The sequence below is a fragment of the Scardovia wiggsiae F0424 genome (assembly GCF_000269605.1).
Taxonomy (GTDB): domain Bacteria; phylum Actinomycetota; class Actinomycetes; order Actinomycetales; family Bifidobacteriaceae; genus Scardovia; species Scardovia wiggsiae.
Map to the genome: position 1 here is coordinate 62467 of NZ_AKCI01000001.1, position 25913 is coordinate 88379.

The 25913-nt window shown below is 54.4% G+C and carries 18 protein-coding genes and 1 tRNA gene; 18 read left to right on the forward strand and 1 reads right to left on the reverse strand.

Going from position 1 to position 25913, the window contains the following annotated elements:
• Window positions 1-111 precede the first annotated feature (111 nt).
• From topA to HMPREF9156_RS0100345, 7 genes are all read left to right on the forward strand, one after another.
• A complete protein-coding gene (gene topA / locus HMPREF9156_RS0100310) occupies window positions 112-3081 on the forward strand; it encodes a type I DNA topoisomerase (protein WP_007148249.1) in 2970 nt (989 codons plus the stop codon).
• Window positions 3078-3818, forward strand: coding sequence for a dTMP kinase (gene tmk, locus HMPREF9156_RS0100315; RefSeq protein ID WP_007148250.1), 741 nt, complete (start codon window positions 3078-3080; stop codon window positions 3816-3818). Before topA ends, tmk begins: the two co-directional genes overlap by 4 nt.
• Window positions 3815-5110, forward strand: a complete 1296-nt coding sequence (locus HMPREF9156_RS0100320) for a DNA polymerase III subunit delta' (RefSeq protein ID WP_007148251.1) — start codon at window positions 3815-3817, stop codon at window positions 5108-5110. Before tmk ends, HMPREF9156_RS0100320 begins: the two co-directional genes overlap by 4 nt.
• A gap of 332 nt (window positions 5111-5442) precedes the next feature.
• A complete protein-coding gene (locus HMPREF9156_RS0100330) occupies window positions 5443-5994 on the forward strand; it encodes a YbhB/YbcL family Raf kinase inhibitor-like protein (protein ID WP_007148253.1) in 552 nt (183 codons plus the stop codon).
• Window positions 5995-6310: 316 nt separating this feature from the next.
• The gene (locus HMPREF9156_RS0100335) at window positions 6311-7849 is read left to right on the forward strand and encodes a C69 family dipeptidase (protein WP_007148254.1); all 1539 of its coding nucleotides are present in this window, start codon (window positions 6311-6313) and stop codon (window positions 7847-7849) included.
• A 168-nt stretch (window positions 7850-8017) separates the two neighbouring features.
• Window positions 8018-9877: a formate--tetrahydrofolate ligase gene (locus HMPREF9156_RS0100340; RefSeq protein WP_007148255.1), complete on the forward strand. Its 1860-nt coding sequence runs from the start codon at window positions 8018-8020 to the stop codon at window positions 9875-9877.
• Window positions 9878-10041: 164 nt separating this feature from the next.
• Window positions 10042-10115: transfer RNA gene (locus HMPREF9156_RS0100345), tRNA-Lys, on the forward strand.
• A gap of 467 nt (window positions 10116-10582) precedes the next feature.
• Here HMPREF9156_RS0100345 and HMPREF9156_RS0100350 read toward each other — a convergent pair.
• Complete coding sequence (locus HMPREF9156_RS0100350; protein WP_007148256.1) at window positions 10583-11038, reverse strand: hypothetical protein; 456 nt, start codon at window positions 11036-11038, stop codon at window positions 10583-10585.
• A gap of 410 nt (window positions 11039-11448) precedes the next feature.
• On the opposite strand from HMPREF9156_RS0100350, the gene HMPREF9156_RS0100355 reads away from it, so the two are divergent.
• From HMPREF9156_RS0100355 to pulA, 11 genes are all read left to right on the forward strand, one after another.
• Entirely contained in the window at window positions 11449-12438 is a 990-nt protein-coding gene (locus tag HMPREF9156_RS0100355; RefSeq protein WP_231198115.1) for a TetR/AcrR family transcriptional regulator, read from the forward strand.
• A gap of 1 nt (window position 12439) precedes the next feature.
• Window positions 12440-14359 carry an ABC transporter ATP-binding protein gene (locus HMPREF9156_RS0100360; RefSeq protein ID WP_007148258.1) on the forward strand — a complete coding sequence of 640 codons (1920 nt, stop codon included), beginning with the start codon at window positions 12440-12442 and terminating at the stop codon, window positions 14357-14359.
• Window positions 14352-16094 carry an ABC transporter ATP-binding protein gene (locus HMPREF9156_RS0100365; protein WP_007148259.1) on the forward strand — a complete coding sequence of 581 codons (1743 nt, stop codon included), beginning with the start codon at window positions 14352-14354 and terminating at the stop codon, window positions 16092-16094. Before HMPREF9156_RS0100360 ends, HMPREF9156_RS0100365 begins: the two co-directional genes overlap by 8 nt.
• A gap of 194 nt (window positions 16095-16288) precedes the next feature.
• Window positions 16289-17440 (forward strand): alpha/beta hydrolase, encoded by a 1152-nt coding sequence (locus tag HMPREF9156_RS0100370; protein ID WP_007148260.1) that lies wholly within the window; start codon window positions 16289-16291, stop codon window positions 17438-17440.
• Window positions 17441-17664: 224 nt separating this feature from the next.
• On the forward strand, window positions 17665-18441 hold the full coding sequence (locus tag HMPREF9156_RS0100375) for a YggS family pyridoxal phosphate-dependent enzyme (protein WP_007148261.1): 777 nt from the start codon (window positions 17665-17667) through the stop codon (window positions 18439-18441).
• Between the two features lie 89 nt (window positions 18442-18530).
• The gene (locus HMPREF9156_RS0100380; RefSeq protein ID WP_017147337.1) at window positions 18531-19334 is read left to right on the forward strand and encodes a fumarylacetoacetate hydrolase family protein; all 804 of its coding nucleotides are present in this window, start codon (window positions 18531-18533) and stop codon (window positions 19332-19334) included.
• Between the two features lie 37 nt (window positions 19335-19371).
• Window positions 19372-20523, forward strand: coding sequence for a homoserine dehydrogenase (locus tag HMPREF9156_RS06780; protein ID WP_007148263.1), 1152 nt, complete (start codon window positions 19372-19374; stop codon window positions 20521-20523).
• 13 nt (window positions 20524-20536) lie between these two features.
• Window positions 20537-21712 carry a homoserine kinase gene (locus HMPREF9156_RS0100390; RefSeq protein ID WP_007148264.1) on the forward strand — a complete coding sequence of 392 codons (1176 nt, stop codon included), beginning with the start codon at window positions 20537-20539 and terminating at the stop codon, window positions 21710-21712.
• A gap of 131 nt (window positions 21713-21843) precedes the next feature.
• Window positions 21844-23262, forward strand: a complete 1419-nt coding sequence (locus HMPREF9156_RS06785; protein WP_050958437.1) for a Maf family protein — start codon at window positions 21844-21846, stop codon at window positions 23260-23262.
• Window positions 23259-23603, forward strand: a complete 345-nt coding sequence (locus HMPREF9156_RS0100400; RefSeq protein ID WP_007148266.1) for an MGMT family protein — start codon at window positions 23259-23261, stop codon at window positions 23601-23603. The genes HMPREF9156_RS06785 and HMPREF9156_RS0100400 overlap by 4 nt, the downstream gene beginning before the upstream one ends.
• Before the next feature lie 200 nt (window positions 23604-23803).
• Window positions 23804-25900, forward strand: coding sequence for a type I pullulanase (gene pulA / locus HMPREF9156_RS0100410; protein ID WP_017147340.1), 2097 nt, complete (start codon window positions 23804-23806; stop codon window positions 25898-25900).
• Window positions 25901-25913: the final 13 nt, after the last annotated feature.

Below are 25913 nucleotides of genomic sequence, written 5' to 3' on the forward strand. Positions count from 1 at the left end.
TGTATGCCGGTTTGCGGGGTACCCCGGTACCTGTCACGCCGTTCTTGTCGATATATGTGTTATAGTACTTTTCAGTAAGTGTGGTGTTACAGTGCCGTGAAAGGGGTCTGGATGGCAGGGAACAAGCTTGTGATTGTGGAGTCGCCGACAAAAGCACGCAAAATTGGCGGGTATCTTGGCGACGGCTATACGGTTATGGCATCGGTGGGGCACATCCGGGACCTTGCACAGCCGTCTGAAGTCCCTGCAGCAGATAAGGAAAAATACGGCAAGTTTGGTGTAGATGTTGATGACGGGTTCCTGCCGTACTATGTTGTCGGCCAGGATAAGAAGAAGACAGTCACCCAGCTGCGCAAAGCCCTGAAAGATGCTGATGAATTATATCTGGCAACTGATGAGGACCGCGAGGGGGAGGCGATTGCCTGGCATCTGGTACAGACCCTGAAGCCGAAAGTACCTGTTAAGCGTATGGTTTTCCATGAGATCACAAAGAGTGCCATTGAAGACTCGCTGGAAAAAACCCGTGATGTTGATCTGAACATGGTTGATGCCCAGGAAACCAGAAGGGTGCTTGACCGCCTGTACGGCTATGAGTTGTCGCCTGTGCTGTGGCGCAAGGTCAAAACAGGACTTTCTGCGGGACGCGTGCAGTCTGTGGCTACGCGGCTGATAGTTGAGCGTGAGCGTGAGCGTATGGCGTTTGTCCGGACACCGTACTGGGATGTTATCGCTACAGTGGCTGTAGGCAACGGTGTCGGCAGGGATTCTGAGGGGAATGCAGTGCCCGGCGATAATGCCGTTGATACGTCGTTCAATACGCGCCTGGTGTCATTAGGCGGGCGGCGTATTGCCGGGTCAAAAGATTTTGGCAGTGATGGGAAACCTTCGCAGGCAATGGCGAAGGATAATGCCATGGTATTAAGCGAGGCTGATGCGCAGCGCATTGCTGATGCTGTGCAGGGGCAGGATTTTACAGTTATATCTATGGAATCAAAGCCATACCGCCGCCGCCCTGTACCGCCGTTTACCACGTCAACTCTGCAGCAGGCTGCGGGCAACCGTCTCGGGATGTCATCGCGCAGCACTATGCGGGCTGCGCAGGGACTATATGAAAATGGGTATATCACATATATGCGTACGGATTCTGTCACATTATCGGGTGAAGCCATCCGTGCCGCCCGGCAGCAGGTCAGTGAAAAATGGGGGGACAAATACCTGTCGGAAAAGCCTAAGCAGTATGCTACAACTTCCGCCGGTGCCCAGGAGGCGCACGAGGCCATCCGCCCGTCAGGGGCACATTTCCGCAAGCCTGAGTCGCTTGAGGGGAAAGTGCCTGCGGAACAGCTGAAACTGTACCGCCTTATCTGGCAGCGTACCCTTGCTTCACAGATGGCTGATGCCACGGGGTCAACTGCCACAGTGAGGCTGAGTGCTGCTGCAGGGCTGGATGGGGAGGCTGTTTTTCAGGCTTCAGGAACAGTCATTGACTTCCTGGGGTTCCTGAGGGCTTATGGCGATGGCGGGCATAAAACAGGGGCTGGGAGCAGCGTCGGGAGATCCGCCCAGGGGGCTTCTGCTTCTTCAGAAAGCCGTTCTGATGATAATGAAGTGCTGCCCATTATGGATACGGGTGATATCCTCCATGCCCTGGATGCGGAACCTTCCGGACACGAAACGCAGCCGCCGGCGCGGTACACAGAAGCATCGCTGGTGAAGACCCTTGAGGCGAAAGAGATCGGACGCCCTTCCACGTATGCAAGCATTATTTCTACAATTATTGACCGCGGATATGTGTATGAGAGGGGGCGGGCGCTGATCCCTTCATGGCTGGCTTTTGCTGTGACAAAACTGCTCGAACAGAATTTCCCGCAGTACGTTGATTATGAGTTCACTGCACACATGGAAAACGGGCTGGACGCTATTGCGCAGGGAGGGCAGTCCGGTAAGGAATGGCTGGCTGATTTCTATTTCGGCAGCGGATCCGGATCAGCCAGGAATGCCCGGGAAGCCAGTGAAGGCTTGCAGAAACAGGTAGCACAGCTGGGTGATATTGATGCCCGGGAGATCAATACTATTGTGATTGGGGACGGGCTCCAGGTACGCGTCGGGCGGTATGGCCCATATCTCGAAGATACGAAGGATGCTGATGCGGAAGGTAAGCCGAAGCGGGCGTCTTTGCCTGATACCATGGCTCCCGATGAACTGACCGTAGAGGCAGGGCATGACCTTATCAGCAGCGGTTCCTCCGGACCTCGTGAGCTTGGCACAGACCCTGAAACGGGAGGGACGGTCGAAGTCCGTTCCGGGCGCTTCGGGCCTTATGCGGCGCTGGTTGTTGAAGGCGAAGATAAGCCTAAAATGGCGTCGCTGTTTAAGACAATGTCCCCGGAGTCGGTCACTCTGGATGACGCCCTGAAACTGCTTCGGCTTCCGCGGGTCGTTGGTACTGTTGAAGAAACAGATCCCGGATCCGATGAGGCCAAAGAAGTTGAAGTCCTGGCGAATAATGGGCGGTATGGCCCGTATCTGTCGAAAACCCTTCCGGGCGGAAAAACGGAGACCCGCTCCCTTGCCAGCGAGGATGATATTTTTACAGTTGATATTGATAAGGCGAAAGAGCTGTTTGCGCAGTCCAAATACGGGCGCCGTACACGGGGTGCCACGAAGCCTCCGCTCCGCGAGCTGGGTACTGATCCGGAAAATGGTAAGGCCGTAACGATCAAAGACGGGTTTTACGGTGTTTATATTACGGATGGGGAAACGAACCGGACCCTTCCCAAACAGTATACAGCAGAATCGATCGAGCCTGAAGAGGCTTTCAGGCTTCTTGCGGAAAAGCGTGCTGCGGGGCCGTCAAAACGGCGCGGCAGGAAACGCGGCACTGCGAAATCCGGTTCCGGCCCGCGTGCGGTGAAGGCGAAGGCCGGTTCTTCTGCACGTGCCGCGAGGGCCGGAAGGTCTTCGGGCGTGAAATCAGGCAGGAGTTTGGCTGCCGCCGCGCAAAGCGCCTCGTCCGTAAAGGCTACTGCGGCTGATGCGTCCGGTGTATCCGGGCGGAGCACAGCGGGGAGACGGACATGAGCCCGGGGAGTGCAGGGGATATGGGAAGCCTGGGAAGGCAGCCTGCACAGCCGGAGTACCCGGGGTACTTTATTTCTTTTGAAGGTGTGGATGGCGTTGGGAAGTCAACGCAGGTAAGGCGCCTGGAAAGGTATCTCGGATCCGCGGGATACGATGTGCTGGTGACCCGGGAACCGGGAGGCACCGCGATAGGTGAGCAGATCCGCGGCATACTCCTTCATGGTGAAGATGAATCGCCGCGGACCGAGGCACTGCTGTATGCAGCATCCCGCGCACAGCATGTTGCGCAGAAGATCCGTCCCGCGCTGGATGATGGCTGTATGGTGATAAGCGACCGCTATATTGACAGTTCGCTGGCGTACCAGGCGGGCGGGCGTAAGCTGGCCCTGGAAGACGTCCGTTCTATTAATGCATGGGCAACAGGGGATCTGTGGCCTGTACGTACATATCTGCTGGATATGAGTTTTGAAGATTCAAAGAAAAGGCTTTCAGGGGAGCCTGACCGGCTGGAGTCTTCAGGCTCCGGGTTCTTTGAACGTACCAGGCGGGCATTCCTGTCCCTGGCTGAGGATGAACCGGACAGGTTTATGGTGGTTGACGCTTCAATGCCTGCAGATATTGTGTGGGAAGTTATCCAGGCGGATATTGATGCGCTGCTTGGCGGCAGCGTAACAGGCAAAAATGCACTGAAAGGGGATGCTCAGGTTGAGACAGGAAGAGATGGGGCAGGAAGATGAGTGTCTGGGACTCCATCATCGGGCAGCAGCCGACTGTGGACCTGCTGAGCCGCCTTGCAGGCGCACCGCAGTCGTGGGAGGGCGGCGATAAGGAAAGCCTTCACAGCGGTAGCAAGGATATTTCTGATCAGGGGATTTCTCAGGAGGAATCTAAGGAGGGGGACAGGGACGGCTTTAAGGGAGACGCTGGGGAAAGCGTGAGGGGAACCTTGAGAAGAGGAAGGATCGCGCAGTCGTGGCTGATATGCGGGGCGCCCGGATCCGGCCGCTCCCGGGTTGCGCGTGCATTTGCGGCTGCCCTTGAATGCCCCCGGCATGGCTGCGGAGAGTGCGCTGTCTGCAGGCAGGTCATGCGGGATGAGCATCCTGATGTTACCGTGCTTGCAACAGACCGTGTAACTATATCAATCGATGAAGTGCGCAAACTTGTTGCAGATTCTGAGCAGATGCCTTCCACAACACCCTGGCGCATCATTATTATTGAAGATGTTGACAGGATGCTTGAACGCACGACGAATGTGCTGCTCAAAGAAGTCGAAGAACCGGCAGAGCGGACTATATGGCTGTTATGCGCCCCAAGTTCGGAGGATGTCCTCCCTACCATACGCAGCCGGACACGCATAGTTAACCTGGCTGTGCCGCAGACTGCAGCGGTAGCCAAGTTCCTGCGAAGCACAGCTGGGGCTGATGAGGCGCTGGCAAAGCGGTGCGCCCGCCTGGCGCAAGGCCATATCGGCATTGCGCGCCTCTATGCAACAGACGACCAGGCGCTCGCGGACAGGGATGAGATCGTTGTAGGGGTGCTCGGGATGAGGCGCGCATCCGATGCCGTCCTCCTGGCCTCGTCAATGGTTGACAGTGCGCAGGGCCAGGCTAAAACCGGCGTTGACCGTGCCGTCGCCCAGGAGGAGGCAAATTTCTGCGAAATTAATGGCCTTGCACCAGGCGACAAGATCCCGGCTGCCTTGAGGCCTGCTTTCAATGCTATTGGCAAAAAAGAGGATATCCGCCGCCGCACTGTGCGGCTTTCGCGTGATGTGCTGGACCGTTTCCTGAATACTATTGCAAGCGTATACCGTGATATTTCTGTCCTGCAGAATAATGCTGAGGATACTGCAGGGATCGTCAACCTTGAGAACCGCACTGCTATTGCCGATATGTCCGCGCGGATATCCCGCGCCCGTACTGTAGCAAATCTCCATGCTATTGATGCTGCGCGCCGCCGTCTGCTCCACAACGGTTCCCAGCAGCTTGTCCTTGAATCCCTGCTGGCCTCCCTGGTTGTTTACTGATTATCCGTATATCGTGCGTCCTGTATCACACAGTTTGTTATAACACGGCAATCTGCATGACTGCGCAGCTGCTGGTGGTAAAACACGCAGATACAGAAATGGAAATTGTGGAAAACGCCGGAACTGTATTTTGTATCTGCGTGTTTTACCACCAGCATTAGTTTCCCCTGCTGCACGTCACCTTTTGTGTGTCAGGATTTGTGCGTTAGAATGGGGAAGATAAGGAAGCGGTGGGTCCGCCCGAACAGCGGGGTGGCCGCTGAACATGCGGTTAAACTGTACAATACCACCCCCCATCGCAGCCTCCAGCCCTGGCCATAAAGGAGTATCCAATGAAAGTTTCTGCCGATTTTACAACGATCCCTGATGCGTACGCCAAACATGCGCCTGAGGAGAACCTGACCGGTGGTGTCCCGGTGGTGTCATTCCCCTTCTATATCAGCGATATTGCCCCTCAGGCCCGGTATGTGCACTGGGAATTCGTTGATGATGATGCGATCCCGGTTTCCGGTTTCCAGTGGATACACTGGTCTGTGGCGAACCTTCCCCTTGATGCGCTGATGTATGATTTCAATGATTCCCGCGCGCTGCAGATCCCGGAAGATTTTTCCCGGCAGCTCCCCGCGCTGATCCCCGAAGCTGTGCAGGGGCGTAATTCTGCGGCTTCACCTATGGCCGGCGTTAAGGACCCTGCAGTCAGCCAGCGGTATAACGGCCCCCAGCCTCCGGATAAACAGCATGACTATATGCTTGCCGTTTATGCTACGTCCCGCCCTTTGCAGGGGCTCCGTGAAGGGTTCTGGCTTAATGAGCTGCGCAATGGGCTGCGCAAAAGCAGTGATGTGGTGGATTCTGCGGTAATCTGGCTGGCGGGCGAGGCGTAAGGCACTAAGTGCAGGGGTGGATTTCTGCGCATCTTCACATCTGTGCCCTTTCATATCTATGCGCCCTCCGCATCCATTGTGTCATCCATTCGTCCGCACAGTGGACGCTGTCCGTCACAGTCCGTGCGTTATAGGAGGCTTATGCGGTATAGTTCGTAAAAGGATATGCGGATCTAGCATAAAGGCTCCTCCTGTGGGGGAGCCCGCTGCATGCATATACAATACGCACCCGTAATGCATACCGTACGCATAGTACGCATACACGATCACGACCAGGGGATCACGGGGGAGACCCGGTACCCGGATAAGGAGGACAATGGCCTGCACCACTATACTTGTCGGCAAGAATGCCAGTTACGACGGCTCAACAATGATCGCCCGCAATGAGGACTCGCCTAACGGCGAGTTCACCCCAAAAGAGTTTGTCGTAGTGAATCCTGAAGAGCAGCCCCGGCATTACCGTTCGGTGATCAGCCATGTGGAGATCGACCTTCCGGATGATCCGCTGCGGTATACTGCTGTCCCTGATTCCCTGCGCAAAATCGGTATCTGGGGATCTCACGGGGTCAATGAATGCAATGTAGCTATCAGCAATACGGAAACTATTACGACGAATGAACGCGTGCTTGGGGCAGACCCGCTTGTTGAGCTGCAGAAAGCAGCCGGCAGGGAAGGCGAGGCGGATTACAGGCCTGAGATACCCGGCGGCATCGGTGAGGAAGATATCCTCACCCTCGTTTTGCCGTATGCCCATACTGCCCGCGAGGGTGTGAAACGGTATGGCGAGATCCTGCGCGATTACGGTACTTATGAGATGAACGGTATTGCGATCAGTGATGTTGATGAGATCTGGTGGGTGGAAACTGTCGGCGGGCATCACTGGATGGCGCGGCGCGTGCCGGATGACTGCTATGTGACTATGCCGAACCAGCTGGGCATTGATGAGTTCGATTTTGATGATGCTTTTGGCGATCAGGAAGAGTTTATGTGCTCAGATGACCTGCTGGATTTTGTGCGCAGCAACCATCTGGATCTGTCTGTGGAACAGGGCTCGCTGTTCAACCCGCGCTGGGCGTTCGGATCCCATTCCGATGCCGACCATGTGTACAATACTCCGCGGGCATGGTATATCCAGCGCTGCTTCAACCCTCTGGATGCTTCATGGGATGGGGAAGATGCTGATTTTACCCCGCGCAGTGACGACATCCCATGGTGCCGCCAGCCTGAACGCAGGATCACTGTTGAAGACGTCAAGTATGCGCTGAGCTCGCATTTCCAGGGGACTGCTTTTGATCCTTATGGAAAGCTGGGCACCGAGGCTACACGCACACAGTTCCGGCCTATCGGGATCAACCGCACGAACCATCTGTGTGTTATCCAGCTGCGGCCTTATGCCCCTGAAATTTCGCGGGCTATCCAGTGGACATGTTTCAGCTCCAATGTGTTCAATGCGATGGTGCCGCTGTATACCAACATCACGGAATCCCCCGAATACTACCGTGGCGCGGGCGAGGCTCCGGATACGGGTAATTTCTATTGGGCGAACCGTATTATTGCAGCGCTTGCTGATGCGCAGTTCAACGATAATACGGCGAATATTGACCGGTATGTGGAGAAGCTTGGCGGGTTATCGCACAGGATGATAGCCGATACGGATGCGCTGGTGGGGGAGCTTATCAGTTCCGGCGCTGTATCTGCTGATGATATGGCTGATGGAAAGGTCCATGAGATCCTGAATAAGGCGAATGAGGATTTCTCCCATATCGTCAAAACAGAAACTGATGATCTGCTTGCTAAGGTGCTGTACACAACGAGTATGGGCATGAAGAACGGTTTCCACCTGTCGGACCATTAAATCCGCTGAAGGCCGGTGTGCCGGCTGATGCTGGAGGCACTGAAAGAGCTAAGGCGTGTCTGGCCTGACAGGATTGCCGGAGATGCCGTTGTGATGGATGCGTTAAAATCTGGAGGCATTTAGGGATGCCGGGAATGTTCCGGGCGCTGGAAACGTTAAGGAGTGAAAATGGCTGTATCAGATATGGGGCAGGAACGGATGGATCCGCTTGGCACCGGGACAGATCCGTTAAGTGAGCTGTTGGATGCCGGGGTAAAACTGTCAGGTACTGTAGCGGATCCATTGGATACGCCCGCTTATAGGGCCATCTTTTCCAGCTTCCCTGATTTCGCGCGCTTTGTCGTTCCATACGGGCAGCTGGGGAAAATCGATGCTTTCGGGTACCTGGATTTTCTGCGTTCGTCAGACGGGCATGGCCTCCCGCGCAAACGCAAGCACGGCAAAGTCATCCTTGTAACCGCAGACACCCCGCTGAAAGCTTCGCGCGGTGAAGGCAAGACAACGGCTACTATTGCGCTGATTGATGCACTGCGTGCGCGCGGCGTAGATGCAGCAGCCGTACTGCGGCAGCCAAGTATGGGCATTACGGCAGCGGGGTCCAAAGGCGGGGCATCGGGCGGCGGCAAGGCGAGCCTTTCCCATGCGGAACTCGCTGATTGGGGTCTGACGGGGGAAATGGCGCGCATCGCTGATGCGCAGAACCTCCTTGTGGCATTCTGCGAGAAGGCAGTGGACGATGGTGTGCTTGATACAGTGATGATCCCGCGCGTATCAGAGACACCGTCACGCTCACTGCGCAGCATTGCGGTTGATAGCGGGAAGCTCCCCGAGCGTACGGTCATTACACCTGCGAGCGAGCTCATGCAGATCGTAGTACTCTCGCGCAGCGAGAGTGAGCTGAAAACCCGCATCCGCGCCATGCTTGGCGGAGCCAGGGACGGCATTCCCGTGCAGGTGGGGGATTTCGTGGATGCGGACCGCATAGTGCGTGTAATCGGGAATGCCGTCCAGCCAGCCTCCATGGAGACGGCACAGGGCAGCCCCGTGTATGTGCACTGCGGCCCGTTTGCTAACGTATCGCTGGGTATCCCGGGGCTGGCTGCCGTTGACCTGGCGTGCGCACTGCATGATGTGGTTGTTGTGGAGGCTGGCTATGGCGCGGATGCCGGTGCCCAGAAGTGGCTTGATATAGCTGCGCGTGAGTACGGCGCACCATGGCCTTCTGCCGCAGTGGTGGTTACGCGCGCAACTACATGGCGTGATGATCCCGCGCTCCAGTGGCGTTACCCGTTCCACGTCAGCCGTCTTGAATCCTTAGGTATCCCTGCTTTCCCTCTGATCAATCTGTGGGATGGCGAGGATGGCGAGGTTCCTGCCCTTCGTGAAACGGTGTCAGCTCTTCATTTCCGTGACCCCATAATCGGCAACCTGTTCCGCGATGGGGGCGAGGGGATAGAATCCCAGCTTGGCGTTTTCCTTGATGCTCTTGCGGTCCCGGGTGATCCGGCTCAATCGGTCCGATCTGTTCAGCCCGCCAACAGCCAAGCGCAGAATAACTCTCAGCCTGCGGAGATTTTCCCGTCTCCTGAGCCGTCTTCTAAACTGTCTCCATCTTCCGGGCTTTCCGAGGCATCTAAGTTTTCTGGGAATTCCCAGCCCTCCGAGCCCTCCATCCCTTCCCGGCTTTCTGCTCCCGGCCGTTCCAGCCGCAAAGGCATACCGCTGCTGGACAATCTCCGCTGGATTATTTCCCATGCCTACGGTGTCCCTGCAGGACGGGTGATCCTTAAGGATGGTTTTGAAGATTCCCTTGAATCTGCGCGCAGCTTGTGCAATCAGGCTGGTATCTCTATTGATGACCTTGCGGTGTGTGCGGTGAAATCTCCTGCCACGATGACCGACGATGATTCCCTCCCTGAGGATCAGCGGACAGTCACCCTCAAAAAAGTAACTGTGAATATGGGCGCCGGTATTGTAAGTGTTAACCTCACTACTTCGCTTACCACTCCTATGCCCAAAATCGTGTAGTGCTTTCCGTCCGTAGCAATCCCGTTCGCGGTATGGCCCTGTCTTGGCGTATTCCGTCTGTGAGGCTGTACAACACGCACAACACGTGTGATTTTGCGTATGTCAGGATGTTGAGTATAGTAAGAATTCGGTTCTTGATTGAACCGCTGTGACTGTGTCACATTGCCCCTTTAGCTCAGCTGGCTAGAGCAGCGGACTCTTAATCCGCGTGTCCAGGGTTCGAGTCCCTGAGGGGGCACTTTGATAAGCTGTATGAAATCCTTGGAAACGTTAGTGTTCCGGGGTTTTTCTTTTCCCTGTTCCTGTGGCGTGCCCATGTTTTGCCCACATTTCCCTGATATCATCGCATCCAGGGCATGGGTAATTATACTAAAATATCACCGAATAAATTCGCGTATATTAAGGTAATTTGCCTATTCCCAATAAATTTTTTAATGAAGTTTGGTGAACATGTGCTCTAACCCAAGGAATAGAGTATTTGTAGAAACCTGCATTCAGGAGTGTAATGCTTACTGTATTTTTCTTTCTCCAGTGTTTAAGCCAGAGAGATTCTATTGCCAAGAGTACCTGAGAGAATATGCTGACTGCTCGAAAAGGGCTTATGCCTGCGTTTGAATAGCTGATTTGCTGTAAGCAGGGTTATACGCATACGGGTAATGGTGCGTACGTGTCCGTTCAAATGAGGCACGTACGCACGTATCCGGCTCATTGTTGTTTGCTCATTTTGATGGTAGTGGTTACTCCCAGTGCTGTTTGCTTATATGTAAGCTGGCCTTTCGTATAAGTAAATTTTTTAGTAGAGTCCCGTGAAGCAAGAAGGGCAGTCTTCATGGTTTCCGTATCGCCTTTGCTTGTCCAGCTGTAATCGCCCGCATTTGTGGGAGGCTCATATGTACCTTTCCAGTACAGGCTTGTTGAATCGCTGGTCACCCAGTTGATTGTGATGGTATTGCCCTCAATAGTTGCTTCCATATGCTGCTGTGCACTGGCGGGATTGGTTTCTTTCCATTTGCCGGTCAAATCAGCGGGTTTTGGTGTCTCTGCTTTTTGGGATTGAGTGGAGGCACCATTTGAAGTTCCACCAGTATTGCCGCATGCAGATAACCCGGCACAGGCCAAGATAAAAGCGACAGCCACAGTGATTAGTTTTTTAGTTTTCATAACCTTTCCTTCTTATTAATTTTTTAGATTATTATATTTTGTTTTGCCCATCGTTAAGCAGTGAGTACTCTTAAAATACCGCGGGTGTAAGCCAAATATCAACTCAGGTGTGTCTGTGCATTGCCGCTTCTTCCACTCCGCTGGTGGTAAAACACGCAGATACAAAATCCGTTTTGCCGGTTTTCCACATTTCCTGTTTTTATATCTGCGTGTTTTACCACCAGATGTTTCAGAGTGTTTCGGTTCGGCCCATAATTTCTGTAAAAACCCTTGTGTAAAAAACATAACAGTGTTATGATGTTGTCTGTTTCATAACACTGTTATGGACTATTGCATGGGGACTGGTGCAAATGTCCGTAACAGGCTTGTATGAAAAGGCAAAAGTACAGAGCATAAAGGGGCAGGCAGATATGGCGGAACAGCTGGCTGAAGTATATGGGAGTACGGCAGCTGAGAATACGGCGGATACAGTTGCTAGTAGTACGGCGGATACAGTTGCTGGCACTACGGCAGCTACAGCAGCTGGGAGCACAGTATCTGAGCGCATAGTAACTCAAACGGCTTTGGACGGGAATACAGTAACAGGGAGTACAGCGTCTGGGGACAAGGGTACAGCGTCCGGGGACAAGGGTACAGCGTCCGGGGGCAGGGGCGCAGCAGCCGGGGGCAGGGATGCAGCAGCCGAGAACACGCTGGCCGAGGGGGCACCCCCCAGAGGGACGGTCGCTGAGGGTACGCTCGCCGATGCGGCACGGGAAGAATTCCTGGCATACGGCTATATGAATGCATCAATGCGCCGGATCGCTGCGGCTGCAGGATGCACAACAGGTACGCTGTATTACAGGTTCAGGGATAAGGGCGAGCTTTTCCGCTACCTGGTTGATGATGCCGCGAATGAATTTATGGAGCTGTATAAGAATGCCAATGAAGAGTTCTCCGAACTGCCCCCGTCAAGCCAGATATCCTGTATGGCAATGTATTCGCATCAGCATCTGGATGAAATGCTCGGTATCATATATCGGAATTTTGATGCATTCAAACTTATTGTGAGCTGCGGCGCCGGTTCCGGTTATGAGGATTATATCGACAGGCTCGCCCGCATGGAAGAGGAGAGCACGGTAGCCTTCATCGGGACTTTGAAAGATGCAGGCAGGGACGTGCCGGAAATCAGGCAGGAACTGTGCCATATGCTGTCGAATGCGTTATTTAATGGGATATTTGAAACTGTTGCCCACGGTTTCTCCTACACGCAGGCACGGGACTATGTCCATGGACTGGAACGGTTCTTCACTGCAGGGTGGTATGAGCTTCTCGGCATGGCCGTTCCGGAGAGTGGCAGGCAGAAAAGTAACGGGCAGGATAATCAGGACAGACAGGACAGAAAGGATAAAGGGGTCTGATATGGCCGATACATCTATGAAAATAGCCGGAAGCAGCAGCGTAGGCCTTCCGCGGGGTGCAGGCCTTCCGCAGGGTAAAAAGTCGGCTGCGGGCTGGCTTATGTATTTTGCCGGAAAACATAAAATAATGTATAGCGCTTCTGTTTTTACAGCATTGCTGGGAGTATTGTGCGGCCTGGCGCCGTACTTCATCATGGGGACCATGGTAGCTGAACTGCTGCGCGGCAACCGAAATTATCCGTACTACCTGGCGATGTGCCTGTGGATGCTGGCCTTATGGCTGTGCAGGGTCATTTTCCATGAAATATCAACCGGGCTGTCGCATACGGCAACATTCAGCGTCCTTGCTGATATCAGGCAGGCGTTGTGCGATAAATTGTACAGGCTTCCGCTGGGGTTTGTGGTGGAACGTTCGTCAGGCGAGCTCAAGAGCACTATTGTAGAGCGTGTTGACAGTATAGAGACCGCCCTGGCACATATCCTGCCGGAATTTACGGCCAACCTGGCTGGCCCGCTGTGTGTTGTCATCTATATTTTTACCCTCGACTGGCGTATGGGGCTGGCCAGCCTGCTGACTATCCCTGTTGGGGCTGTGGCGTACGTAACTATGATGTCAGGGTATAAAGAGAAGTACAGCAATACCATTGTGAAGACTAAGGCGCTCAACGACATTGCCGTTGAATACATCAATGGCGTCCAGGTCATCAAGGCTTTTGGCAAGGTGAGAAGTTCATACAGTAAGTTTGTACGTGCAGCCAGGGAAGGTGCGGACTGTTTTATCGGCTGGATGCGCAGCTGCATCACTTCTTCCAATATTTTCCATGTTGCCCTTCCTGCAACGCTTATAGGCATCCTTCCCATCGGAGGCCTGCTGTACCGGACCGGCACTTTGCCTGCATCTGTTTTTATCCTTATCATTATTATGTCTTTCGGCATTATTACGCCGATCATGGCCTGTGTCGCCCATCTTGAAGATATCGCTAAAGTCGGTACGATAACCGGTGAGGTGGCAGATATACTGGAACAGCCTGAATTGCAGCGGCCGATTGAGCTGGATAAAGATGTAAAGGAAAAGCTGAAGGATGCATCTGTCTCGGTAGACCACGTCCATTTTTCATACAACGACTGTGAAGTCCTCCATGATGTCAGTGCCCGGATGCCGCAGGGAAGCGTCAATGCCTTTGTAGGCCCTTCAGGAAGCGGAAAGTCAACGATTGCGAAACTTATCGCAGGCCTGTGGGATGTGAAAGACGGATCCATAAAAGTAGGGGGAGCAGATATCCGTGATATCCCGCTGAATGATTATAACAGGCTTATCGCATATGTTTCCCAGGATAATTACCTGTTTAATATGAGCGTCAGGGAGAACCTGCGTCTGGGCGACCCTGCTGCTTCAGATGAGCGCATAGAGCAGATAACACGGCTGTGCGGCTGCCATGATTTTATTATGGGGCTTGAGGACGGCTACGATACTGTTGTCGGGGATACCGGCGGGCATTTGTCAGGAGGGGAGCGCCAGCGTATTGCCATTGCCAGGGCTATGCTTAAGGATGCGCCTATTGTGATCCTTGACGAAGCTACGGCGTACACCGATCCTGAGAATGAAGCGGTTATCCAGGCGGCGCTCGCCCGCCTTGTCCATGGCAAAACTGTTATTATGATTGCCCATCGGCTGTCGACCGTCATGAATGCTGATCAGATATTTGTTGTAGAAGGCGGCCGTATCCGCGCCCAGGGGACCCACAGTGAACTTCTGGCGGGTGACAGCCTGTACCGCGCGATGTGGCAGGCGCATATATCTGTCCATGATACCTACGATGACCCGTCTCCGGACGGCAGCGGCGCCGCTGCGGACACTGCAGCTGTGGGCAGCCTGCCTGATGCTGGTCCGTCTGTTTTGGAAGGTGGTAAAAATGATTAAAACCATGCGTAAATTCTTTGCGTTCTGTTCTCCCGAAAACCGCAGGAAGTTTTATATTTCTGTCGTGTACGGTGTCCTTCTGTCTCTCCTTGAGGCCATGAAAATACCCGCGGTTTACATTATGATTGATGCGCTTGTTAAGGGCCAGGTCACTATTATTACCTGCCTTGTGAGTGGCGGGATAATACTGGCGAGCATCATCCTGTCGGTTCTGGGAAAAAACCGCGACGTCATGCTGCAGTGTGAAGCCGGTTATGGCACATGTGCTGATAAGCGTATAGAGATCGCCGAGCATATGCGCTATATGCCTATGGGGTATTTTAACGATAATACATTGGGATATATTACATCGGTAGCTACGAATACCATGGAAAACCTCGCAGGCATCGCTACAAAAGTTGTTATGATCATAACGCAGGGCCTGCTGACAACAGCCCTTATCATCGTGATGACTGTTTTCTTCGACTGGCGTGTGGCGCTTATCGCTGCCGCAGGCCTGCTGATATTCCTTGCGGTCAATGCGCTTCTCCAGAAAAGCTCAGTCGGCATTGCAGAAGAAAAAGAGGATGCAGATACGCAGCTGGTATCTGAAGTGCTTGAATATGTTCAGGGCATGGGCGAAGTCAAAGCTTACTCGCTGTATACAGGTACGAACAGGAAGCTGTCCGGATCCATCCGGAGGGCGCAGAAGGCGAATGTTGCTATGGAGATGAGGTTCCTGCCTATTATGGGGCTCCAGTCATTCGTTACTAAGGCAACGGGTGTGTGCATGTCCGCAGCATCCGTCTACTGGTATATAAATTCTTCAATGTCATTAAGTATGTGCATTATGATGCTGGTCTGCTCGTTTATGTTCTTCTCCAGCTTGGACTCGGCAGGGAGCATGTCCGCGCTGATGAGAACTGTCAATATTGCGGTCGATAAGGCCAATGCGATACTCGCCGTTGAAACTCTGGATACCCGGGGAGATCAGATAATGCCGCCGGACCACACTATCGATATCAGCCATATACGCTTTGCTTACGGAGACCGCCCTGTTATCAATGATGTATCCCTGCATATCCCGGAAAATACAACGACCGCGATAGTCGGCCCCAGCGGGTCAGGCAAAACTACGCTATGCACTCTTATGGCACGGTTCTGGGATGTCAGCAGCGGGGCGATCACTCTCGGAGGCAGCGATATCAAAGATTATGATATGGACTCCCTGATGGCGAATTTCAGCTTCGTTTTCCAGGATGTATACCTTTTCGAAGATACTGTTGCCAATAATATCCGGTTCGGAGATCCTGATGCCCCGATGGGTGAGGTCATTGCCGCAGCAAAGAAAGCCTGCTGCCATGACTTCATCATGGCCATCCCGCAGGGGTACGATACCGTTATAGGCGAAGGCGGCGCGTCACTGTCAGGGGGCGAAAGGCAGAGGGTATCTATTGCCCGGGCAATGATGAAAGATGCCCCTGTTGTGATCCTTGATGAAGCAACAGCTAATGTAGACCCCGAAAATGAGCAGGACCTTGTCCGCGCTGTAGAAGCGCTTACCCGCAACAAGACGATCATTATGATAGCCCATCGCCTCAAAACAGTACGCCATGCAGATAATATCGTTGTCCTTGATAAAGGGGAGGTCGTCCAGCAGGGGACGCACGAGCAGCTTATGGCGCAGGAAGGCGGAAACAATATTTATAAGAGGTTCATTGATGACAGGAAAGAGGCCGTGAACTGGAAGATATAAGTGTGCAGTATTTCGGATCCCTGCGGCATTCCTTCTAGTGCCCGGTGCGTTTGTCGGGAAGAGGGAGAGGACAGTATTTAGCGGTTAGCTGTCCGGGTTGTTTTATATTACTGATTGGGCTGTTTGCGTTACAATGGATAATTACCGTACTTACCGGAACAGCCATGCATCAGTATAGGGATCGGAGGCAGCAGATGAAGACATCATGCATCCGTCGCTGCGCACAGGCCATCATCACTGCTGCACTGTGCTGTGTGCCGGCTTCCTGCGGCGCACAGCACAGCGGGCCTGCACGGCCGGATGCTTACAGTCAGCAAACCCAGGGGCAGCGCTCAGCAAAGGCAGATAAACGGAAAGCAGAAGAACGGGCCCGCGCTGCAGCCCGGGCACAGTACAACGCTCAGGCTGCACAGATCAATGGAAGCAACCGCAAAAACCTCACAGGGGATATAACTTTCCGTGAAACGCCTTCCGGATATTCGCAGCAGGTACCTGAAAGCCAGCGGGGGAGTGTGGAAAAGGTATCGTATACAGCGACGTATCAGGGCAAAACATATAACAAATCCGCCCTTGTCTATCTGCCGGCCGGCTATGGTACAAATACATGGCAGAAATATAACGTTATGTACATCCTCCACGGGTATGGCGGGGGCTTTACTGCATATCTGGGAGGCGAGGGGCGCAACAGTACTGCGGAGATCAAACTGCTGCTTGACCATATGGTTGCCGATAAGATTATCAACCCTGCGATCTTTGTGTTCCCTGAATACTATCCAGACCGCAGTTTCAAAACGGACAGCTACATCACTGACGGACCGCTCGTCAAAGCATTTGTCCGGGATGAATTCACCAAAGCCCTTGTACCCGCTGTGGAAAGTCGCTACCGTACATATTTGCAGGCAACGGACGATGCAGAACTGAAGGCTTCTCGCGCGCACCGCGCGTTCGGCGGGTTTTCTATGGGCGGTGCTGCTGCATGGTATGCATTCCAATATGGACTCGCTTATGCACAGTATTTCCTTCCTGCTGCGCAAAGCAGCTGGGCGTTATATCCGCATGGCGGGCTGACTGATCCTGACGGGACGGCCCGGGCGCTCAGGGATGCGGCAGCGGCCCAGGGGATCAGGAAGGATGGTTTTACTATCGCAGGCGGTTCAGGGACGGCTGATATCACATCGCTGTATATGCGCCGGCAGATAGATTCGATGAGGCGGTATCCGGGCACTTTCACCGCAGCAAACCTCGAATTTGGTGTGGCCGCCGGTGCCGGGCACACCCGTGAGGCGCTGGTCAATGTGCTGTATAATAATCTGCCGTTCATGTTTGTCAATACAGATCCCAAGTAATAAGTAATATAAGGCTTTCAGACGGTAGAGGATACGGTCTTAGCGATATAAACCTGCTCCTCGGCGCCCGGCCTCTGCTGCCGTGCAGCAGCTTTCTTTGTCTTTTTGGTAAGGGCCAGTCGCCTGGCCTCGGATGCCCTGTTTGCGCAGCCATCCCTTTTGGAAGGAAGGGCAGGCAGGATCAGGGCTGAAGAAAGGCGCCGGCTGGCAGTAAGGTAAATACTATGACCGCATACATGGACCGCAAAGACCTGACGAACCGTGATATCCCGGCTGAACGCAGGCGTCAGATCATAGATAACGTCCGCAGGGTACTCGACACTATTGCGGCCGCTGAGCAGCAGTCCGGCCGGCCGGAAGGCGCTGTCCGGCTCCTGGCGGCGGTAAAAACGCGCGATGTTGGGGAAATCATGGCTGCTGTGGATGCGGGCGTGCCCATGATAGGTGAAAACCGACCGCAGGAAGCGGTAGCTGTAGGCGGTATCCTGGCGGAAGAATTCAGCCGCCGGGGGATCGCGGTCCCTTTCCATCTTATCGGCCAGCTGCAAAGCAATAAGATCAATAAAATACTTCCCTATGTAGATACGGTAGAGTCGGTTGATTCTGCAAAGCTTGCCGGAAAACTCTCGACCCGGGCAGTGGCGGCACAGAAGCATCTGGATATTTTCCTTGAAGTCAATGTGTCAGGTGAATCATCAAAATCAGGGTGTGCACCTGAGCGGGCACAGGATATCGCTGGAGAGATCGCAGGGCTTCCGGGGCTTACCCTTGTCGGGCTTATGGCTGTAGGCGCCCATGTTGATGACAGAGCCCAGGTCAGCAGAGGATATGAACGGCTCAGGGCTTTGCGTGACGCAGTTGCTGCCTCCGGCAGTGAGGGTACGGAAACGTGTACGCAGCTGTCAATGGGTATGAGCGGTGATTATCAGCTTGCCATAGCTGCCGGTGCAACTGTTGTCCGGCTTGGGACAGCTATTTTTGGCAAGCGCGCATATAAGTAAATATAAATAAAGTATAGAATTATAAACGAATATCAGTCCATATATATCAGCCGGCACTTGCGTTCGTGCGCTCCGGCTATCCTGTAACCATGAGGATCGCGCGTTTTAACCATGATGATACAGTGTCTTACGCTTTTGTCCAGAAAGACGATAATGACGGCAAAGATTATCTTGTCGAACTTGACGGATATCCCCTGGGTGCACAGCCGGTTTCGCCTACGGGACGGCGGTTTGCTGCCGATGGTGACGGCATACGGCTGCTGTCCCCTGTGATCCCGTCGAAAGTATATGGCCTGGCGAAGAATTATAAGGATCCGTCAGCAAACATAGCCGGCAGCGATGCTTCTGGGCAGTTTCCGGTTATTTTTACCAAACCGGCAACATCAGTGATAGGCCCGGATGACCCTATTGTCCTTCCTGCATTTTCCCGGAGTATGAATTACGAACCCGAGCTTGCCGTTGTCATAGGCCGGATCGCAAAAAATGTTTCTGCTGCGGATGCCATGTCTTATGTGCTGGGGTACACCTGCGTCAATGATGCGACCCTGCTTGATATCCAGGCTGAGGATCCGACATGGACCCGCGCGAAAGGATTTGATGCCTCATGCCCTCTCGGCCCGTGGATCGAAACAGACATCAATTACGCGGATGCCCATATATCTTTCAGGCTCAACGGTAGGGAAATCCCGGAAGCAGAGGGGACTACTGCAAACCTGGTCTGTCCCATCCCCGAGCAGATCGCAGAGATATCACGGTTCTCCACGCTGCTTCCCGGGGATGTTATCATGACAGGAACCCCTTATGCGGCCGGGACGGTGAAGCCGGGGGATGAAACGGTTGTAACGGTTGAGGGGATAGGATCCCTGCGCAATATTGTTGTGCAGGGGGACTAAGCCGTTAAGGCTGATTGAAAGTCACGGGAGGCCAGCTATGTCTTTTGCAGCAGCAATCGCGTCCGCACTTCCATCTGGGTCCGATAGAGGGCGCGGCGCCGTCTGCGGCGGCGTTATGCGTGTTGCCCTTCTAGGGGCGGGCACTGTCGGATCCCAGGTTGCGAAAATCCTCATCCAGCAGGGGGAATACCTTGACAGGCGGATCGGTGCCCATCTGGAGCTGGCGGGTATCGCCTGCCGGCATCCGGAGAAGGCCGCTTTCCCGTGGATTGAACGCAGCCTTCTGACTACAGATGCTGAAAGGCTGTGCGCCGAAGCAGATATCGTTATTGAGCTGATAGGCGGGATAGAGCCCGCCCGCAGTCTGATACTCACTGCTTTTGACCATGGCGCATCAGTAGTCACGGCGAATAAAGCCCTTCTTGCACTGCATGGGGATAAGTTGTTCGCGGCTGCTGCAATGCATGATGCTGATCTGTATTGCGAAGCAGCAGTAGCGGGGGCCGTCCCCGTGGTGCGGGCATTGCGGCAGTCGCTTGCCGGGGACGCGGTAAAGCGAATTTTTGGTATCGTTAACGGGACAACGAATTACATCCTTGATGAAATGGCTGTGAGGGGGGTAAGTTTTGATGAAGCCCTGCGGTCCGCTCAGGAGAAAGGTTTCGCTGAGGCTGACCCCATGAATGATATTGACGGGTATGATTCGGCTGCAAAAGCTGCTATTATGGCCAGCCTGGCATTCCATCGGTATGTGTCCCAGAATGATGTAAACATATCAGGGATCCGCAGCATCACACAGGATGATATCAGGGATGCAGCAGATAAGGGGCGTGTGATAAAGCTCCTGGCAGCAGCTGAGCGGTCTGATGCCGGTATCCGGGCATATGTGCGCCCGGTGCTTGTGCCCGGCAGCCACCAGCTTGCGGGCGTCCGCGGGAGCTTCAATGCGGTCTGGGTAGAAGCAGAGGCAGCCGGGCAGCTGATGTTTTATGGGCGCGGGGCCGGCGGTGCCCCGACAGCTTCTGCGGTGGTCGGGGATCTTGTTACTGTTGCGGGCAACCGTCTCCAGGGCAAAGCTGACCCTTCCATCCCTCTGCATTCTAACGTGCCCGTACTGCCGGTGCCCGAAAACCGTTTTCGCCGGGGGGATGGGGCTTTCCCTCTGCTTGAGGATCTGGAACGTATCTGACAGAGGAGGCATAATGGCTATTTCATTCGACGCAGTATCAGTGTCAGTCCCCGCGACTACGGCAAACCTTGGTTCCGGCTTCGATTCCGCCGGCCTGGCTCTCGGCCTTTATGATGATGCGACTTTTGAGCTTCTCCCTTCTGCTGATGTTGAGGTGGATATCCACGGCGAGGGGGCTGATACTCTTCCGCGTGATTCGCATAACCTTATGGTCAGGGCTTTTTATGAGTCATGCGATACTTTTAATATCCCCCCGATGGGTATCCGCCTTGCTGCCAACAACCGTATCCCCCAGAAGCGGGGCCTGGGGTCATCCGCATCGGCTATAGTTTCCGGCGTGTGCGCTGCCGCAGCTTTTGGCGGGTATGATATAGCAGACAGGGATGTGCAGGATGCCGTTTTCTCCAGCGCTTCACGCATAGAAGGGCACCCTGATAATGTTGCGCCTGCAGTCTACGGCGGGCTTACCCTGTCGTGGAAGTCCGTCCGTTCCGTAGGGTCGGAGGCAGACGGCCCCACCTCTTTCCCATCTTCTGCTGATCGGCCTGCGGGCAGCGGAGTATCGGGTGTATCGGGCATAGCAGGCGGTCCGGAGGATGGGTCGTTTGCGGGCTATGGCCTGGATCCCGAAGATGCGGCGCAGGAAGATGCTTCCCATACCGGCTCCTGCACAGGGCAGTTTTATTCAGTCCGCTATCCCGTCAGCAGCCAGATATCTGTGTATGTTTTTATCCCTGATTTTGAGCTGTCCACCGAAGAAGCACGTTCCGCGCTTCCCTTTTCTGTCCCGTTTTCTGATGCGGCGGCTAATCTTGGGCGTGCAGCCCTCCTGCCTTATGTACTGTCAGATGCGCCCAATACCGGGGCATTGTATCGCAGTGCAGGGGCTCCGGAGGAAGGCAGCAGCTGCGGAACGTCCATGCATCAGGTACTTTTTGATGCTACTGAGGACCGGCTCCATCAGCAGTACCGCGGCGGGCTGATGCCGGAATCATATGGGCTTGTAAAAGCATTGCGGGCCCATGGGTTTGCAGCATGCATTTCAGGAGCGGGGCCCTGCGTGCTTGTCCTGGACCGGGATGATGGGGAAGGTATTGCTGACACCGGGTTCAGCGCAGTACAGCAGGACCGCTGGCGTATGCAGAAGATGTCCGTCGCCCCACGTGGCGCAGTGGTCCGGACAGCATGAATCAGGTATGGGATACAGCATTGGGAGGCTTCGGCATGAAAGAAGACCGGGAAACCTGGGAAAAACAGAATATGGGGCACGGATCCGGCAGCAATACGGTGCCGAAGCCCGGGCAAGGGCTGCCCGGAAGGATTCCTGTACCGGTCATCCTTGCATCCCAGTCGCCATCCCGCAGGTCCCTGCTCCTTGATGCAGGGATACGTCCTGCCATCAGCGTTTCCCATGTTGATGAAGACGCAGCCCTGGATACTGCCGCGCAGGAGCTCGGGACCGGTCCGGGACAGATACCTGCGCCGCAGCGTGTGCAGATACTCGCTGATGCCAAAGCTTTCGCCGTCGCGCAGGTCTATTCGAATATCCATGCTGCTGTGCTCAGTTCAACGGGCGATATCGAATACTGCAGGCCGTTTGGATTGGACGCGGCAGGAGGCTCCGGCAGCGGTTCCCCCGGCTCAGTGCTTACCCGGGAAACCCTGAAAAGCTATCTGGATGCGCATCCCGGGCTCGCTGCTTCTGCAGCCCTGTACGGCGCGGGCCCAGTCATTATCGGTTCAGACTCCCTTTTTGAAATCAGCGGGGATATTTACGGCAAGCCGCATACCCCTGAAACAGCAAGGCTCCGGCTTCAGCAGATGCGGGGTGTCGGCGGTGTGCTGTGGACGGGGCACACTGTTACTGATCTGTTTACGGGCAAAGTGCAGCGCGCCGTCAGCAAGTCTGCCGTCCATTTTGCGGATTATACGGATGATGATATAGACAGCTATATTGCTACGGGGGAACCGCTGGAAGTTGCCGGATGCTTCACTCTGGAAGGGATAGGGTCGGCGTTTATCAGTTCCGTTGAGGGAAGTCCCAGCGGGGTGATGGGCCTGAGCATCCCCCACGTGAAAAAGCTTGTCAACAGCCTCGGGCTGGAATGGCGGGACCTGTGGAATATGGCGAAAAGCCGGAGTGCGCAGGAACAGGGGTCCCGCGATTATCTGAGCGGGCAGGACCGGCGTGCTGCTGCAGAAGTCCCTGACGATAATATTACTCAACCGGGTGATGGCTGGATACCCTGTGTGTGCGGCCACAAACACTGGGGGCTCAATGGCGCTGCGGGGGTCATGCTTGTGCGTACCGATCCCGGTACCGGCAGGCCGACGCATATCGTTATGCAGCATCGTGCAGCGTGGAGTGCTGAAGGCGGGACATGGGGCATCCCCGGCGGCGCTTTGTCCGACGGTGAGAATGCTGTAGAAGGAGCCCTCCGTGAAAGCTGGGAAGAAGCAGGCATCCCGGCCGGCGATATCCAGGTCATAGGCGCGTACTGCGAAGACCATGGCCCGTGGAGCTATACCACTGTTATTGCGCGCGAAAAACCAGGCTGCCGGGTGGAGCCTTATACCCGTGATGATGAAAGCAGCGAGATCCTATGGATCCCTGTTGATAAAATCCCTGATATCAGGCTCCTCTCAGCATTCAGGCATGACTGGCCCTATTTCTCACAGCTTATCGGCCGGCTGACAGCTGAAGGTACCCATACAGATACACGTGAGGCAGGCGAATGAGCGGGGTTTTTAATGAGCGCGTGTATAAAGAGGTCATGAAGATACCGCGCGGGAAAGTTGCTACATATGGCCAGATTGCTGCGCTGGCGGGTAAGCCGAGAAATGCGCGTGCTGTCGGTTATGCCCTCCACGCGAATCCCCGGCAGGGTGTGGTCCCATGCCACAGGGTAGTGTTCCGGGACGGCTCCCTGGCGCCGGGCTTTGCTTTCGGCGGCCCTGAGGAACAACGCGAACTGCTTGAAAATGAAGGTGTCCGGTTTATCCCTCCTGCAGAAGGCAAGCCTAATGCCGGGGCAGAAGGATGGCGCGTAGATCTGGACCAGTGCCAGTGGGAAGCATAACAGCTTTTGCTCACCCCCGCCGCAAGTGCAGCGCGGGGCGGTATCAGGCCGGTATCTGCGCAATCAGCCGCAGCAAAATCTGTATCAAGGCTGTAGTGCTTCTGTAAAACTCCTCACAGGGCTGAAAACGCATGGGTATAGCGTATAGTTTTACTCATAGGTTTAATTGGAGTTTAGGTTTTCATAGAGACAGTAAGATCATGGAGCGTATAGATATGCCCGTATCCGCAGATGATATGGCAATCAGCCGTATCGAAGAAGCAGCAGAAACACCTTATCAGGCAGAGCTTTTGGCTGAGGCGGTCAAGGGGAGGTTCGGAAGGGCTTTCGATAATAATTTCTCTTATTATGGGCGGCTTGGTTACTCGTATAAGAAGCCCGGGACCTCTTTTGCGCTGTGGGCTCCAACGGCGTACCGTGTAACGCTCAACCTGTATCCGTCTGAAACGGTATCATTCCCTGCGCGAACAGTGGAAATGTCCCGCACTGGCCGCGGCGTATGGCGGGCTTACGTGGATGGCGACCTTAACAGCACAGTATATGACTTCAGCCTTGAGTTTTTTGATGGAAGGCATACTTTGTCGCCGGACCCCTACGCCCGTGCTGCTGTTGTCAACGGGCAGAAATCTGTAGTCTTATCCCCGGAGTCAATGGCCCCTGGCGGGTTCCCGTCCCATCCGCGGGAAACCTCCCTCCGTGCCGTAAGATCCATACCTTCTGCAGCTTGCCGGGAAGACACCATCGTTGAAATGCATATCAGGGATTTCACTATATCGGAAACGTCAGGCGTGACCCCATCCCTGCGCGGCACATTCCTGGGCGCTGCAGAACCCGGTACGCGGACCCCCAATGGAAGCCCGACAGGATTTGATTACCTGAAATCCCAAGGTATCCGCTATGTCCAGATACTCCCTATGTATGATTTTGGGAGCATAGATGAAGCCCGGCAGCACCGCAGGTTTGACAGCCAGTATAACTGGGGCTACGACCCGGTCAATTATAATGTTCCGGAAGGCTCGTATTCCAGTGACCCGTTTGATCCGCGCGTCCGCATCGTTGAGATGAAAAAAATGGTCAATACTTTCCAGGAAGCCGGGATCCGGGTGATCATGGATGTGGTGTACAACCATGTGTACAACGCTGATATGCATCCTTTCGGTCTTACTGTACCCGGTTATTTCTTCCGTACAAACAGTGACGGCACTATGGCTGACGGGACCGGCTGCGGCAATGATGTGGCATCGGAGCGTGCAATGGCCCGTAAGTATATTGTTGATTCTGTGCTTTACTGGGCCAGGGAATACCATCTTGACGGCTTCCGTTTTGACCTTATGGGGAACCTCGACATTGATACCATGAACGCAGTCCGTAAAAGCCTCAGCAGCATTGACCCCGCCATAATCGTGCTGGGGGAGGGCTGGGACCTCAATACGCCTCTTGCCGCGGACCGCAAGGCTACGCAGGGTAACGCCCGGACACTTGAAGGGGTATCATTTTTCAATGATACTTTGCGGGATGCGATCAAAGGTGATACATTCAACTCCCATTCACGGGGATTCGCTGCCGGACGTGAGGGTGCTGAAAAAGTTATCGCCAGCGAAATGCTGGGCGGGTATTATAAGCCGCATTATTTCCGTGATGCTTCCCAGCGTGTGCAGTATGTGGAAGTCCATGATAATTACACCCTTTTTGACAAGTTGCAGCTGAGTATGCCGCAGGAAGATATATTCCGGCTGCATAGGCGCTGCGACCTTGCAACATCGATGGTGCTCCTGTCGCTGGGGATCCCCGAGATCCAGCTTGGCCAGGAATTCCTGCGCACAAAGGACGGTGTCGGGAACAGCTACAGTTCTCCGGACACCATCAATTCTGTTGACTGGCTGCGGGCCGAAAAATTCCGCAGCAGTGTAGAATATATCCGCGGACTGATCAGTTTCCGTCGGAGCTGCCCTTATTTCCGCATGACGGATTACGGCGAGATAGCCAAACATGCCCGCATCCTCAAGCAGGATGAAGGTGTTGTAGCACTGGGGTTTTTTGACAGCACAGGGAAGTATGATTCGTACGTCCTTGCTTTTAATGCAAGTGATGAGCGCAGGCGCATTCCCGGCATTGAGTCCGGCGCATGGCAGATCGTAGCAAGCGGGGGAAAGGTATGGGGTTCCGGATCTGCGCCGCATATCCCCCCTGCGGGAAGGTATTATCTTAATATAGATAATACCTGTATTGCAGAGCCCCTGGATACGCTGATCCTGCGGTCGGCTTTCAAAGGGGTCCGCGACAAAGGCAGGAAGTAAGATTTTCCCAGGC

Coding starts and splice junctions, on each gene's coding strand:
- topA (WP_007148249.1), top strand. CDS start 112: ATGGCAGGGAACAAGCTTGTGATTGTGGAGTCGCCGACAAAAGCACGC.
- tmk (WP_007148250.1), top strand. CDS start 3,078: ATGAGCCCGGGGAGTGCAGGGGATATGGGAAGCCTGGGAAGGCAGCCT.
- HMPREF9156_RS0100320 (WP_007148251.1), top strand. CDS start 3,815: ATGAGTGTCTGGGACTCCATCATCGGGCAGCAGCCGACTGTGGACCTG.
- HMPREF9156_RS0100330 (WP_007148253.1), top strand. CDS start 5,443: ATGAAAGTTTCTGCCGATTTTACAACGATCCCTGATGCGTACGCCAAA.
- HMPREF9156_RS0100335 (WP_007148254.1), top strand. CDS start 6,311: ATGGCCTGCACCACTATACTTGTCGGCAAGAATGCCAGTTACGACGGC.
- HMPREF9156_RS0100340 (WP_007148255.1), top strand. CDS start 8,018: ATGGCTGTATCAGATATGGGGCAGGAACGGATGGATCCGCTTGGCACC.
- HMPREF9156_RS0100350 (WP_007148256.1), bottom strand. CDS start 11,038: ATGAAAACTAAAAAACTAATCACTGTGGCTGTCGCTTTTATCTTGGCC.
- HMPREF9156_RS0100355 (WP_231198115.1), top strand. CDS start 11,449: ATGGCGGAACAGCTGGCTGAAGTATATGGGAGTACGGCAGCTGAGAAT.
- HMPREF9156_RS0100360 (WP_007148258.1), top strand. CDS start 12,440: ATGGCCGATACATCTATGAAAATAGCCGGAAGCAGCAGCGTAGGCCTT.
- HMPREF9156_RS0100365 (WP_007148259.1), top strand. CDS start 14,352: ATGATTAAAACCATGCGTAAATTCTTTGCGTTCTGTTCTCCCGAAAAC.
- HMPREF9156_RS0100370 (WP_007148260.1), top strand. CDS start 16,289: ATGAAGACATCATGCATCCGTCGCTGCGCACAGGCCATCATCACTGCT.
- HMPREF9156_RS0100375 (WP_007148261.1), top strand. CDS start 17,665: ATGACCGCATACATGGACCGCAAAGACCTGACGAACCGTGATATCCCG.
- HMPREF9156_RS0100380 (WP_017147337.1), top strand. CDS start 18,531: ATGAGGATCGCGCGTTTTAACCATGATGATACAGTGTCTTACGCTTTT.
- HMPREF9156_RS06780 (WP_007148263.1), top strand. CDS start 19,372: ATGTCTTTTGCAGCAGCAATCGCGTCCGCACTTCCATCTGGGTCCGAT.
- HMPREF9156_RS0100390 (WP_007148264.1), top strand. CDS start 20,537: ATGGCTATTTCATTCGACGCAGTATCAGTGTCAGTCCCCGCGACTACG.
- HMPREF9156_RS0100400 (WP_007148266.1), top strand. CDS start 23,259: ATGAGCGGGGTTTTTAATGAGCGCGTGTATAAAGAGGTCATGAAGATA.
- pulA (WP_017147340.1), top strand. CDS start 23,804: ATGGAGCGTATAGATATGCCCGTATCCGCAGATGATATGGCAATCAGC.